Source organism: Nonomuraea sp. NPDC005650, from assembly GCF_040605375.1.
GTDB lineage: Bacteria > Actinomycetota > Actinomycetes > Streptosporangiales > Streptosporangiaceae > Nonomuraea.
The window spans coordinates 1-13,680 of the sequence record NZ_JBEXCR010000103.1 but is presented as its reverse complement, the minus strand read 5'-3'; the positions used below and the strand labels follow the sequence as shown (position 1 = coordinate 13,680).

At 66.3% G+C, this 13,680-nt stretch carries 8 protein-coding genes; 4 read left to right on the top strand and 4 right to left on the bottom strand.

Going from position 1 to position 13,680, the window contains the following annotated elements; all coding sequences use genetic code 11:
* Nucleotides 1–715: 715 nt before the first annotated feature.
* Nucleotides 716–6,955, top strand: coding sequence for an RHS repeat-associated core domain-containing protein (locus ABZS69_RS66440; RefSeq protein ID WP_355395353.1), 6,240 nt, complete (start codon nucleotides 716–718; stop codon nucleotides 6,953–6,955).
* Between the two features lie 20 nt (nucleotides 6,956–6,975).
* Complete coding sequence (locus tag ABZS69_RS66435) at nucleotides 6,976–7,335, top strand: hypothetical protein (protein WP_355395351.1); 360 nt, start codon at nucleotides 6,976–6,978, stop codon at nucleotides 7,333–7,335.
* A 625-nt stretch (nucleotides 7,336–7,960) separates the two neighbouring features.
* Here ABZS69_RS66435 and ABZS69_RS66430 read toward each other — a convergent pair.
* From ABZS69_RS66430 to ABZS69_RS66420, 3 genes are all read right to left on the bottom strand, one after another.
* Nucleotides 7,961–9,061: an integrase core domain-containing protein gene (locus ABZS69_RS66430; protein ID WP_355395348.1), complete on the bottom strand. Its 1,101-nt coding sequence runs from the start codon at nucleotides 9,059–9,061 to the stop codon at nucleotides 7,961–7,963.
* A gap of 201 nt (nucleotides 9,062–9,262) precedes the next feature.
* The gene (locus ABZS69_RS66425; RefSeq protein WP_355395345.1) at nucleotides 9,263–10,168 is read right to left on the bottom strand and encodes an NmrA family NAD(P)-binding protein; all 906 of its coding nucleotides are present in this window, start codon (nucleotides 10,166–10,168) and stop codon (nucleotides 9,263–9,265) included.
* 192 nt (nucleotides 10,169–10,360) lie between these two features.
* Nucleotides 10,361–11,788 (bottom strand): coniferyl aldehyde dehydrogenase, encoded by a 1,428-nt coding sequence (locus ABZS69_RS66420; RefSeq protein ID WP_355395342.1) that lies wholly within the window; start codon nucleotides 11,786–11,788, stop codon nucleotides 10,361–10,363.
* On the opposite strand from ABZS69_RS66420, the gene ABZS69_RS66415 reads away from it, so the two are divergent.
* A complete protein-coding gene (locus ABZS69_RS66415) occupies nucleotides 11,787–11,915 on the top strand; it encodes a hypothetical protein (protein ID WP_355395339.1) in 129 nt (42 codons plus the stop codon). The genes ABZS69_RS66420 and ABZS69_RS66415 overlap by 2 nt on opposite strands.
* Here ABZS69_RS66415 and ABZS69_RS66410 read toward each other — a convergent pair.
* Nucleotides 11,912–12,709 carry an SDR family oxidoreductase gene (locus tag ABZS69_RS66410; protein WP_355395336.1) on the bottom strand — a complete coding sequence of 266 codons (798 nt, stop codon included), beginning with the start codon at nucleotides 12,707–12,709 and terminating at the stop codon, nucleotides 11,912–11,914. The genes ABZS69_RS66415 and ABZS69_RS66410 overlap by 4 nt on opposite strands.
* 73 nt (nucleotides 12,710–12,782) lie before the next feature.
* On the opposite strand from ABZS69_RS66410, the gene ABZS69_RS66405 reads away from it, so the two are divergent.
* The gene (locus ABZS69_RS66405) at nucleotides 12,783–13,373 is read left to right on the top strand and encodes a helix-turn-helix domain-containing protein (protein WP_355395333.1); all 591 of its coding nucleotides are present in this window, start codon (nucleotides 12,783–12,785) and stop codon (nucleotides 13,371–13,373) included.
* The last annotated feature ends 307 nt before the right edge of the window (nucleotides 13,374–13,680 follow it).

The window sequence follows — 13,680 nt, the reverse complement described above, 5'->3', positions numbered from 1 at the left end:
GATCAGGGCACCCGAGGCCATCCACGGGGAATTCTCGTGGCCATCAGCCGGGACTCAACTGGCCGCCCACCAGGAGTCTTCCATGGCCGTCGGCACACGAAATGCCCAAGAATGCCGCCCAGTGTTATGCCGTATCAGGTGCCGACGAGCATCCAACGAGCAACCATGGGGCGGACGGCATCCCTTGATCGTCCCTACTTTGCATTCGATTGGCGAGCTGGAGCTGGTTTGATCTGGCACGTGACGGCTCCGCTGTGCTGTCGACGGCCTGAGCGCCGCTGTGCACCGTGCCGGTTTCGATCACTGATACAGAGCGATTCGTCGACGTGACCATACGTCGACGAGGCAGGCTTAGCGAAGTCCTCCACGAGTGTTGACGTGCCTCTTGACCTGCATGGACGGGTTTCGGCCGGGGCAGGTGGTGCACGTCAAGCCGTTACTCAAGGTTCGCGCATCCCAGATCACATCCGTGTGACACAACTCACATCGCTGCCTCTGTGGGGAAAACGATGTCCTCTGACAGGGCATTTGACCAGTGCGCATGCCGATGCGAGCTGACGTTCCCTTACTGGTGGTGTCGGGTAAGTAACACTCCCGTCGTTGACCGATCTTCGTTTCTCGATCACATTCCTCTTGATCGTCCTTATGTCTGCTTTAGGTGGCTGGCGGCCCTCTTGCCCGGGGTCTGCGTCAGCGTGCCGTGAAGGGGTTCGGGATGCGCGGTCGTGGTCTGCGGATGTGGTTGGTGGCCTTGGTGGTCAGCCTCGTGTCGCTGGTGCTGATCTCCAGCGTGGGCGTGCCTGATCAGCTGATACAGCAGGCGGCGGCAGCCGCGCCGGATCCAGAGCAGTCAGTGGATGCCCGGCCGGTGCCGGAGCGGAAGGTGATCAAGGGGGCGGAGGAGTCCGCGCCGAAGGTCACTTCGAAGAAGCCGGTGTGGCCAAAGCCAGGCAAGGCCGAGGTGAACGTGCCGGCGGTGGGCAAGCTGGCCGATGCCGGGTCGCTGCCGGTTCGAGTGGGCCAAGCGCCGGGTGCCGGGCTGGACAAGGTGACGGTGGAGACGCTGGCGCCGGAAACCGCCGCGAAGCTGGGCGGGGTGGGCGTGGCCGCGCGGCTGGTGCGAGCTGATGGCGGGACGGCGCCGGGCAAGGTACGGGCGGCGTTCTCCTATGCCGATTTCCGGGACGCCTACGGGGGGCAGTTTGTCAGCCGGTTGCAGGTGGTGCGGCTGCCCGCGTGTGTGTTGCAGGTGCCGCGGCCGCGGACGTGTGTGGTGCGGCCGACGGTGGTGCCTTCGACCAACGACCTGAAGACGGGCACGCTGACCGCTGAGGTGGAGGCGACGTCGGCCGACGCCGCCCCGGCGGAGGTCAAGCCGCTGGCCCTGGGCAAGGACCGCAAGGCGGGCGCGGCCAAGGCGTCCGAGCAGGTGCTGGCGGCGCAGCTGGCGGCCGGGTCGGTGTATCTGCTAGCAGGCAACCTGACCGGGCCGGACGGCAACTGGGGCGCCACGGACCTGAAGCCGTCGGGCGCCTGGCAGGCGGGCACGTCCGGGGGCGGGTTCGACTACGACCTGCCGCTGCCGGAGCCGCCGTCGGCGGCCGGGAACGGCCCGGACCTGTCGTTGCAGTACGACGCCTCGTCGGTGGACGGGCAGGGCGCGTGGACCAACAACCAGACCGGGGTGGTCGGCGCGGGCTGGGATCTGAGCGCGGGGTTCATCGAACGGCGCTACCGCCGTTGCCATGTGTACACCTACTACGACGAAACGTCCGAGCTGGTATGGATCGCCGAGGAGAGCAAGCCAGGCGGGGCGTTGTGCTGGGAGTCGCCGGACGACAACGACGACGATGCCACCACCACCGACAGATCACAGTCGGAGCTGGTGCTGAGCGCGGGTGGCCGGTCGGCGCAGATCGTCAAGGACCGCACCTCAGGGGCGTGGAAGACGGTCCCGGACTTCGGCTGGAAGATCGAGCAGGTCGCCGGCGGCGCGGACGGCAACCCGTACTGGAAGATCACTGATCAGAGCGGGCAGGCCTGGCGGTTCGGCTACACCAAGGACGCCCAGTGGCAGGTCCCCTACGTCGGGGACGAGAGCGGTGAGCCGTGCTTCGACCGGTACTGGAACAACTTCATCCCGCCCACCTGCACCGGGGTGTGGCGGTGGAACCTGGACCAGGAGGTCGACCGCAACGAGAACGTGATCGACTACTCCTACACCCGGGAGAGCAACTACTTCTGCCTGCCCTCCTGCACCGACGAGGTCTACCAGGTGCTGCCCTACGACCGGGGCGGGTTCCTGACCTCGGCCGCGTGGGGCCACAACACCCAGGTTGCCGGCAGTACACCGACCGCGCGCACCACCTTCACCACCGCCGCCCGCCCGAACGAGGACGTGCCCACCGACCTGAACTGCACCCAGCAGGCGGGCTGCACCAACGACGCGATCGCCTTCTACACCACCCGCCGGCTCACCTCGGTGCTCACCGAGTCGCGCAACCCCACCTCAGGGGTGTGGGATCCGGTTGACCGGCTGGACTTCGCGCACACGTGGATGTACCAGCGCACCGACCAGGGCCTGCCGTTCGACCCGGCGATGTGGCTGGACACGGTGCAACAGACCGGCCTTGCCACCAGCCCGCAGGTGATGCTGCCACCGCTGGACTTCGACGCGGTGATGCTGGCCGGAAAGATGGACTACATCAACAACTCCGACTGGGTCGATCAGGTGTCCTGGCGGATGGTGCCACGCATGGCTGCCGTCAAGAACGGGATGGGCGGCCGGGTCGAGGTCACCTACGGCCAGGCCGACCCATGCGGCGGCGGCAAGGGCCGCGACGGCAGCAACTATCTGACCGACCAGGTGGGCGACTGCTACCAGATCGACATGGGCAGCGATCCCGAATCCGGCTACGAGGCCTGGACCCGCTACTACAAGCAGCTGGCCACCAAGGTCGTCGAGCGGGACATGGTCGCCGGCTCGCCGGACATGGTGCACAGCTACGAGTTCCTCGGCAGCCCGCGCTGGACGAATCCCGTCCAGTTCGCCGAGCCCGAGCACGCCCCGGACGGCACGGACTGGCGCGGCTACAGTCAGGTCCGCACCGTTGAGGGCTCGGGCACCGACCCGTCCGCCTACTCGGTCAGCACCCGGACGTTCCTGCGCGGCTCCGGACAGAGCGTCACCGACTTCGACGGCACCGCCATCACCGACGCGCCGCTCCTGCAGGGCCAGGTGCTGCAGGAGCAGACGTGGCAGATGACCTCGCTCAGCCCAGGCGCCTACACCGAGGTCGACTCCACCCGGTGGGAGTACACGCTGCAGACCACCGGCAACGGGCCCGGCACCATGGACCCCGCCTACGTGCTGCAGACCCGCGAGCGCTCCCGGCAGAAGGTGACGGGCGGAACCTGGCGCTACACCGACGAGAAGACCGCCTACAACGCCGACGGCCTGCCGATCAAGGTCAACGACTACGGGCAGGACGGCGTCGCAGGCGACAACTCCTGCGTCACCACCACCTATGCCCGCAACGCCGACTCCGGGCAGTGGCTGACCGACTTCCCGTCCGTGGTGGAGAAACGCTCCGGCGACGACTGCACGGCCGGCACTCTGATCGGCAAGACGATCACCCTGTACGACGCGGGCAGCGACCCGGCCACGAACAAGCCGAGCGACGGCAACCCCACCGAGGTGCGCGCCTACGCAGCCGCCAGCACTGTCTCGACTACCAAGGCTACCTTCGATGACTACGGCCGGCCACTGAGTGTGAGCGACCCGCTCAACAAGACCACCACGACCACCTACACCCCGACCGTTGGCTGGCCCAAGGACGGCATCACGGTCACCAACCCGCTCGGCCACACCGTCACGTCGCGCCTGTCGCATACGCTGGGCGAGCCAGTCTCCGTTGTGGATGCCAACGGCAAGACCACCGAGATCGACTACGACGGTTTGGGCCGTACCACCGCGTTGTGGGAGCCGGGCCAGCCGCGCAGCGGCGGCACCCCCACCGCCACCGTCGCCTACAGCATTCCCTTCGATGGCTGGTTAGGGCAGCCGACCGCGCCGATCAAGACCACCGTCAAGCAACTGCTCACCGGTACCGGCAGCCAGGCTAAGTGGACCACCGCACACAGCTATGACGACGGGCTCGGCCGTACCCGTGAGACGCAGACCGCCTCCCCCAGTGGTGGCCGGATCGTCATCGCGACCACCTACGACGCGCGCGGTCTGGCCGAAGCAGTCTCTGAACCCGTGCACAACACCAGCGATCCGGGCAGCGGACTGCTCAACCCCGCTCTCACGGGTCTGCCGCAATGGACCAAGACCGTCTACGACGGGCTGGAACGCCCGGTCGCATCCGTCTCCTACCGCCAGGGCACTGAACTGCGCCGCACCACCACCGCCTACCTCGGCACCGAGCGCACCGAGGTCACCCCGCCGGTCGGTGGCAAGACCGCCACCGTCACCGATGCCTTCGACCGCGTCGTCAAGGTCGAGGAATGGTCGGATGCCACCACGCACGCCGACAGCACCTATGGCTATGACCTGGGCGACAACCTGACCAGCATGACGGACGCCAACGGCAACGTCCGCACCTTCACCTACGACTGGCTGACGCGGCGCACCGCCGCCACCGACCCGGACGCAGGTTCTTCCAGCTACGGCTACGACCTGGCCGGCCAGCAGATCTGGGGTATCGACGGCAAGGGCCAGAAGGTCTCCACCAGTTATGACGACATGGGCCGCCGCACCGCTCAGTGGGCGGGCGAGCCGAACACCGGTACCAAGCTCGCCGAATGGAGCTACGATACCCTCGCCAAGGGCCAGCCCGACGCCGCTACCCGCTACACCGGGGGCCAGCCCTACACCCAGACGGTGACCGCCTACGACAGCGACTACCGGCCCACCGCCACCAAGGTCACCATCCCGGCCGGCGAAGGCCTGCTCGGCCGCGATTACGCCTTCACCTCCGTCTACGACGCAGCTGGCAACCTCCGTGAAGAGAACCTGCCCGCAGCTGGCGGGTTGCCGGCCGAGAAACTCACCCATAGTTACACCGACCTCGGCTTCGCCAAGGGTCTGAGCTCCGACTTGGGTGGCTTCACTTACGTCAAGGACACCGCCTTCACCCTGACCGGCAAGCTTGAGACCCGGTCTCTGGGCGGCAACGGCCAGATCAAACGGGTCCTCGAACGTGACCCCACCACTGACTGGCTCTCCCGCGTCGCCACCCAGACCAAGGCGGACACCTCCACCCCGGACACCGTCCAAGACGACCGCTACGCCTACAACATCGCCGGCAACATCACCCGCGTCCTGGACGCCGCCTCGGCCATCCCCGGCAGCACCGACGGCCAGTCCGAATGCTTCACCTACGACGGCCTGCTCCGCCTCAAGACCGCCTACACCACCACCGCCAGCTCCTGCACCGGCGCCGGCGACGCCAAGGGTATCGACCCCTACAGCCAGGCCTACGCCTACGACAAGGTCGGCAACCTCACCACCCTGACCGACAACGGCCACAGCGCCACCTACACCTACCCCACACCGGGCCCCAACGCCGTCCGCCCGAACGCCGTCACCAGCATCACCCGCCCGAGCGGTACTGACACCTACGCCTACGACAACAACGGCCAGCTCGCCGCCCGCACCGTCGCTGGCAAGCAAGCCACCTTCGACTGGAACCAGCTCGGCGAACTCACCCAGGCCACCGTGGACGGCCAGCAGACCAGCATGGTCTACGACGCCGATGGCGAACGACTGATCCGTCGCGACCCCGACGGCAGCACCACTCTCTACCTCGACGCCATGGAACTACGCCTCGCCAGCGGCCAGGTCACCGCCAAGCGCTACTACTCCGCCATCGACGACGGCCTGGTGGCCATGCGCGACACCAGCGGCGTCACCTGGATACTCGCCGGCATGCACGGCAGCACCCAACTCGCCGTCAACGACACCACCGGCACCGTCAGCCGCGAACGCTACCTGCCCTTCGGCCAACGCCGCGGCGGCGACGACCTGCCCTTCACCGACCGCGGCTTCCTCGGCAAGACCGAAGACGCCTCCACCGGCCTGACCTACCTGGGTGCCCGCTACTACGACCCGGCCATCGCCAAGTTCATCTCCACCGACCCCGAACTCGACCTGCGCACCCCTGAATGGGCCAACCCTTACTCTTACGCCGCCAACAACCCCATCGACCAGTCCGACCCCGACGGCCGCCGCGTCGACGCGGGCGGCGGCAGCTCCGACAAGAGCTACGGCTACTCCCGCGACAAGAAGCGCCCCAACGCCAACCAGAACTTCGCCCAAACCCACAACCCCAACGGTTCGAAGAAGACCGCCCGCGAACGCAAAATCCACCAGAAGCGGCACCAGCAATACGAGCGCGACCGCAAGCGGGAGACCCAGAGGCGGCGTCAAGCGGAGCAGCGCAGGGAAGCCCGCGACCGCCTGCTGAAAAAGGATTACAATCTCCACAAAGAGGCGGAGGACAGGTACCGCAGAACACATTGTGGCGAGAAGCGCTGCGCCAGTGGTAGAGCTGAACGCGCAGGACTCGTCGGCGAGGGCGAAGGAGTTATTGAAGGCGCTCTACTGGCTGCCGTCACTCGTGGTCGCGGCTCTGCCGGCAGGGGAGCGTTGTGGGCTCCCAGGGGGGCGACGAAGAAAATACCCGAGAGCTGGATGGGAAAGGCCAACAAGAAGGGTATAGGAACCCGGTGGGAAGATCCGAAGAACCCTGGGAATGGGGTTAGGATTGACAAGGGAAACCCAAAGAATCCGCAACCGTCCCAACGGCAAGACCATGTCGTCGTTCGACGAAACGGTAAGGTAATCGGGCGAGATGGCAAGCCAATCAACGGGTCCGTCAAGAATGACTTCGATAATGCCCATATCCCTTATAGGGAATGGAAGAAGTGGGGCAAGTGGTACGAGCCGTGAGTCCAGTTAGGTTCCCTGAGATGCGAAACGAAGTCGTGGGGGCTGTTCGCGCCCTTGCCGACCCGGACTACCAGAAAGCTGTCTGGATAAGGCGCGAATTTCCCCATCCCGAATACTATGATGACTTTAGTCTAAATATTCATATCCTCTATGACGATAGCGGTGTTTGTGAGGATCCATTTGGGTCCATCGGATCTTACCTAAGATCGGAAAGGGAGGCCGAGGTCGTTTCGCAACTCGCGGATGCACTCAATGCGCTACTTGCAGTCGAAGGCGAGGATCGAAGTGATTCGGAATACCTTGGTTCGCCGCACTGGCAGGCAGTGGTCCATGCGGCATCCACCGCTTATGACGTTCTGACCCTGGATTCGGCAGTATGAAACCCAACCTCGATAACTCGCGTGCCCGGCAGGACAGAGGTGAAGCCGTGACGTAGCGGCTGATCGTCTGTTTGTATGCCCGTCGTCGCTTGCCGGTGTGAGTCCGGTCCGGGTAGCTGCCAGGAGGCCCGATAGCAGGCTGGCGGTTTCGTCTGGAAACGAGCGGGGTCGAAGCTAAGCGTCAAAGGCACTGTAATAAGGGGAGCAACGATGCGGTCCGTAGTATGAAGCGAAGCCTGCGGCGTCGTTGGAGGTCCCGGCCAATGGTCAGGGAAGGGGAGAGCCGAGCCTGTGCCGCTCGAATATTGAGTTACGGGCCCTGACTTGCGGTTAAGCGGCGTGGGGGTATTCGCTGATCGTGCCTACGACAACGGGTTTTCGGCGGACGGTCCACTGAGGCTTTTGCATCCCCCTGGCTGCGGGTTGCTGGTAACAGCATGATTGCGAGCCTGGTGTTCGCCTGACGACGTAAGAAACCCCTGGTAGATGGATTGATCACCACAACCAGATCCGTCACAACCAGGGGCCTCGAATGCTTTTCTATCGTGCTGCCGTCGATTGGTCGCGTTCAACGCTGAACTACGTCGCCGGAGTGTGCGCCTGCCGAAAATTCCATCCGTGCAGTTCAAGCGGCATGTGAGTACTCGTGGAGGATTCCGCCGAGCCGGTCTCGTCGGCGTATGTTCAGGTCGATGATTCGCCCCGAGTCTTTGATCGGGTTGGGGATGGGACGCAGCGGGGCTGCTTGGTTTAGAGCTTGGTGGGCTCGGTGCTGGTTGTAAAACCGTTCGTACTCGCGCAGGGCGTGCCGCAGGTGGCGTTCGTTCCAGACGAGGCAGCGGTCGAGAAGCTCGCGGCGGCACGACTGCACCCACCGCTCCATGATCGAGTTCATCCGCGGCATCTGGATACCGGTGAGCACCGTCTTGATCCCGGCCTCGGCGAGGATCTCGTTCATGAGGGCCGGGAACTTCCCATCTCGATCGCGGAGGAGATAGCGTGCCCGGCAGCCCGCATCGTCCAGGTCCATCACCAGGTTCTTTATCGCCTGTGTGACCCAGTTCGCGGTGGGGTGAGCGGTGGTGCCGAGCACGCGGACGCGCCTGGTGGCGTGCTCGATGAGGGCCAGGATGTACTGGCGTTGCCCGTTCAAGGTGACGGTCTCGAAGAAATCGGCGGCCAGTAGGGCATCGGCTTGCGAGCGCAGGAAGTCGGCCCAGGTGGTGGACGCCCGCTCGGGTGCCGGATCAAGACCTCCCTGCTTGAGGATCTCCCACACTGTGGACGGCGCGATCTTGATACCAAGGGTGGTGAGCTCACCGTGCACCCGCCGGTAACCCCAGCCGGGGTTCTCCCGGACCAGACGCAGGATGAGAGCGCGGATGGACTGGATGGTGGGTGGACGGCCAGGCCGCTTGGGCCGGCAGGTACGGGCATGGCGCCGTTTCACTAGATCGCGGTGCCAGCGTAGGACGGTGTCCGGGCGGACGAGGAGCCGCAGCCGGCGCAGGACCTCGCGGGGCAGCGAGGTGAGGAGAGCGGCGAGAAAGGCCCGGTCTTCGGGCGCGAATGTCAATCTGGTGTCGGCGCCCAGTTGGCGTTCGAGGACGGTGATCTGGTGGCGCAGGGCGAGGATCTCGATGTCCTTGTCTCGATCGCCAATGGGCAGCAGTCGCAGTGCGGCGAACGTGTTCGTGACAGTGAGGTAGGCCAGGCGAAGGAGCACGGCCGATTATCGCGCCGCACTTGGTTCGTCTCCTGGGTGGCTGGAGTTCACGCTGCCACGCGAAGCCCTCACATGGTCGTGACCTGGGCGGATGTGATTATCGGCAGGCGCAGTGTCATCCACGGCAGTCGCGGTCGGGCGCGCCGTTGACGTGCCTGGCCGCGGCTTCGGTGATGCCGCCGCCTGGGATTGCTGCGGCAGTCAGCCGAGGTAGAAGTCCTTGCGGGCGGTGACGAACTCCTCGACGGTCAGGGGCCGTTTCCCGGTGATGCGTTCGACGTCGGTGGTCGCTCTGTCGTAACGGTTCGCGCGGTGCAGTTGTGCCATGGTCGCGATGTGTTGCTCGGTGTGCTGTGGCAGGCCCGCCTTGGCGAGTACCTCGGTGCGCCACTGTTGCAGGGGGACGTCCCGGTAGGTGACCGTGCGGCCGAGCGCTTTGGAGAATTCCTGGGCTACTTCGGTCATGTCGAGTGTTCGTGGTCCGGTCAGCTCGTACACCTTGCCGGCGTGCTCGCCGGGATCGCGCAGGATGGTCGCGGCCACCTGGGCGACGTCGTCGGCGGCGACCGGCGAGGTGCGTCCGGTGCCGAACGGCAGGGCGAGGGTGCCGTTGGCGCGGATCGACTGTGCCGCGAGGGCGGTGAACAGCGGGTTGTCGAGGAAGGTCGTCGGGCGTACGTGCACCACGGGCAGGCCCGACCAGTCCAGCACCTGCTCGGCCAGCCAGTGCAGCCGTTGCTGGTGGGATTCCGCGGTGCTGGTGGCGGTCATCTGCGACACCGTCATCTGCGACATGTCCACCAGCAGGTCGAGGTCGCCGTGTGCCTTCGCGACGGTGGCCATGATGGTCGCCGCGAGCAGGTGGTCCGGGGACACGCTGAGCCCGAAGTATGTCCGGCGGACGCCGTCGAGCGCGGCCGCCACCGTTTCGGCTCGGGTCAGGTCCCCGGTGACGACCTCGGCGCCCAGTGCCCGCACCTCGGCCGTGCGGTCGTTCTCGCGGCGGGTCAGGACGCGGACCGGTACGTTCTGCGCGCGCAGCCGTTCGGTGACGAGGCGGCCCACGCCGCCGGCGCCGGTGACGAGAACGAGGTCGTGGTCAGTCATCGGTGGGCTTCCTTTTCGGAGGTGTTCGCCTTGGCCAGGGCTTGGCCGAGGCGCGGGTGGTAGTGCGTCCTGGTGCGCGACGTCGCCGCTCGGGGTCTGCGCCGATGCGCCGATGGTCTCGACGAACGGTCGGCCGCACTCGTGGGGGTGGGTGTGGTGTTCAGGACCTGCGTGGCGCGGGTGATGGCTGTGTCAGCGGAGGAAGAAGTTGAGGAGGGCATCGGTGCGCTTGTTGAAGGGGGCGCGCAGCAGGCGGGTGGCGTTCCAGCGTCCTTGTGTGTAGATGCCCTTGGGGTGGCTGAGGGTACGGAAGCCTTCGATGCCGTGGTATTTGCCCATGCCGCTGGCGCCGACGCCGCCGAAGGGGAGGTCGTCCTGCGCGACGTGCATGAGGGTGCCGTTGATGGTGACGTTGCCGGAGGTGGTGCGGTCGAGGAGCTTGCGCCGGTCGGGGCCGTCGTCGCCGAAGTAGTAGAGCGCGAGCGGCCGGGGTCGTGCGTTGACGTAGTCGATGGCGTCGTCGATGTCGCGGTAGCCGAAGATCGGCAGGATGGGGCCGAAGATCTCTTCGTGGGCGATGCGCATGTCGTCGGTGACGCCGAGCACGACGGTGGGTGCGAGGGTGTGCGGGCGGCGGGCCGCGTCGCCCGGCCGGTGTCCGACCTCGATGACCTGGGCCCCGTGAGTGCGGGCGTCGTCGATCAGGTCGGTGAGGATCTGGTACTGCTTGTCATCGACGATGGAGGTGTAGTCGTCGCTGGTCGGGCCGTCGGGGTAGGCGGCCTTGACCAGTCTGTCGTAGGCGGTGATGAAGGTGTCGATCTCGGATTCGTGGACCAGGGCGTAGTCGGGGGCGATGCAGGTCTGCCCGCCGGACAGCAGTTTGCCGAAGACGATGTCGGCGACGGCCTGATCCGTTACGTGTCCCTTGGCCACGATGGTCGGGGATTTGCCGCCGAGTTCGAGGGTGACGGGGACGAGGTTTTCGCTGGCGGCCTTCATCACGGCTCGGCCGACCTCGGTGCTGCCGGTGAAGACGAGATGGTCGAACGGCAGGCCCGAGAACGCGGAGCCGTCGCCGCTGACCATGGTGACCTGCTCCGGCGGGAACAGTTCGGCGAGCATCGAGGCGAGCACCGCGTTCGTCGCCGGGGTCAGCTTCGATGGTTTGAGCATGACCCGGTTGCCGGCGGCGATCGCGGTGACCACGGGCATCAGCGACAGGTTGACCGGGTAGTTCCACGGCGAGATGACCCCGACCACGCCGAGCGGCTGGTACTCGATGCGGTTGCTGCCGAACCGCAGCAGCAGCTCGATGTGCCGGCGGGTCGGGCGCATGAACCGGCGCAGGTTGCGCTGCAGATAGTCGATGCCCTGCACGACACCCACGATCTCCATCATCGCGGTCTCGTGGCGCGAGCGATGTCCGAAGTCGGTGTTGATCGCCTCCTCGATGGCGCCGCGCCGGGCGATCAGCGCCGCCTTGAACCTGGCCAGGTCGCTGCGCCGCGCCGCCAGCGACGGCGCGCCGTCGCGCAGGTAGGCGGCACGCTGAACCTGCAGAATGTGCTGGAAGCGCTCGGCGTCGGTGGGCTGGGTGGTGACGTCGGTGGTGGTCATGACGGTGCTCCTTAGCTGGTCGATGAGCCTGGCCGAGCAGGCCGGCGATGTGGGTTTGGTGCGGATGGCGGCGGCGGGCTGGGGGTGTCGGCTTCCTCAGCGGTTGGTGCGGGCGGCGGTGGGCTAGGCGTGCGGGCGGCGGGCCATCCGGCCCATGAGCCGGACCATCGTGCGGCGGGGCAGGAGTTTGCTGGCCAGGGCGAGCGGGCGGCCGTTGGTGATCACCGACGGGGGTGCGGAGCGGCGGTCGAGGGTGTCGAGGGCGATCGTGACGACCTGTTCGGGGGTGGCCCGTTTCGTGCCGTAGTCGGCGGTCTGGCTGCCGGCGACGTCGTAGAACTCGGTGCGGGTGGCGCCGGGGCAGACGGCCAGCACGCGTAGGCCGGTGTCGTGGGTCTCTTCCCACAGTGATTCGGTGAAGCTGAGGACGAAGGCCTTGGTGGCGCCGTAGACGCTCATGTACGGGGTGGGCTGGAAGCCCAGCAGGCTGGCGACGTTGATCAGGATGCCGGTGTCGGCTGCGGTCAGCGGGTCGATGTAGGCGCGGCTGAGGTCCACCAGGGAGCTGATGTTCAGCGCGATCATGCTTTGCAGGCGGTCGGGGTCCTCGTCGGTGAACGCGTCGTGGGTGCCGAAGCCGGCGTTGTTGACCAGCCCGGTGGCGTAGATGCCGCGGGACTCGAGTTCGGCGCGCAGGGTGCGGCCGGCGTCGGGCAGGCCGAGGTCGCGGGCGACGGTGGTCACCGTGACGCCGTGGGCTCGGGTGAGCTCGGCGGCCAGGCTCTCAAGCCGATCCGCCCGGCGGGCGACCAGCACGAGGTTGGCGCCGCGACGGGCGAGCTGGCGGGCGAATTCGGCGCCGAGGCCGGAGCTGGCGCCGGTGACGATGACGGTCTGGCGGTGGTAGTCGATTGTGCTCATGGCGTTCACTCTACGCACGCATTTGCACGGAGTGCAAGTAGCTGCATCGTGTGAGATGACGTACCATCGGTGCATGGCTCAGAAACCGACACCTCTTCGGGAACAGACCCGCTCCGTGGTCCGCTCGCTGCTGGCCCGGACCGCTATCGAGCTGTTCGCCGCCAAGGGCTACGACAACACGACCCTCGAAGAGGTCGCCGCCGCCGCGGGTATCTCCCGGCGGACCCTGTTCAACTACTTCCGCAACAAGGAAGACCTCGCGCTCAGCAGCCTGGCCGAACAAGGTGAACTGATCGCTGCGCGCCTCGCCGAACGCCCGGCCGACGAGGATGCCTGGGCGGCGCTGCGCGCGGCGTTCCAGGTGCTCGAGGAGATCGACATGACAGCCGAAGGGCGCCTGGAGTTCATCACGCTGCTGTTCGGCAACGATTCCCTACGCGCCGGACACGCCGAGAAGCAAGCCCGCTGGCAAGATCTGCTCGCACCGCTGATCGAGCCGCGACTGCCCGACTCCGACCGCCGCACCCTGCAAGCCCGAGCGATCGCCGCCGCAGCGATCATCTGCCTGCAGGCAGCCAACGAGGAATGGGTACGCCTGCGCGGACAGGCCGACATGCTCGACCTCTACGACACCGCCGTAGAGGCCATCCGCCGCCCCACCTGAAACCGCCGCATCCAGCTCCACCACGCCTCCGGCCCGCCACCGCATAACGCAGGAAACCCCACAACGGGTCAGGGCCCGCGCACCGCGCGGGCCCTGACCGCGTCCCGGGGTGTGCCGCAGCGTAGAGACCACTTCGCGCATCCGTGCAGACCACTTGGGAAACCGACAACGGTCTTATTGATCTTGGACTTCCTCTTGGGGTTCGGGACCGATTTAGAGTCACTCAAGTCATTTGAGCAACTGCTCAGACGTCAACCGCTCAAGATCTGCAAACCTGCGGAGGGCTGCAGGTCGGCGCATGGATCAA

What these genes read in the sequence shown, in the direction of transcription:
- ABZS69_RS66405 (WP_355395333.1), top strand. Translation starts at nt 12,783, where the DNA reads ATGGCTCAGAAACCGACACCTCTTCGGGAACAGACCCGCTCCGTGGTC.
- ABZS69_RS66440 (WP_355395353.1), top strand. Translation starts at nt 716, where the DNA reads ATGCGCGGTCGTGGTCTGCGGATGTGGTTGGTGGCCTTGGTGGTCAGC.
- ABZS69_RS66415 (WP_355395339.1), top strand. Translation starts at nt 11,787, where the DNA reads ATGACGGTGCTCCTTAGCTGGTCGATGAGCCTGGCCGAGCAGGCCGGC.
- ABZS69_RS66435 (WP_355395351.1), top strand. Translation starts at nt 6,976, where the DNA reads ATGCGAAACGAAGTCGTGGGGGCTGTTCGCGCCCTTGCCGACCCGGAC.
- ABZS69_RS66420 (WP_355395342.1), bottom strand. Translation starts at nt 11,788, where the DNA reads ATGACCACCACCGACGTCACCACCCAGCCCACCGACGCCGAGCGCTTC.
- ABZS69_RS66410 (WP_355395336.1), bottom strand. Translation starts at nt 12,709, where the DNA reads ATGAGCACAATCGACTACCACCGCCAGACCGTCATCGTCACCGGCGCC.
- ABZS69_RS66425 (WP_355395345.1), bottom strand. Translation starts at nt 10,168, where the DNA reads ATGACTGACCACGACCTCGTTCTCGTCACCGGCGCCGGCGGCGTGGGC.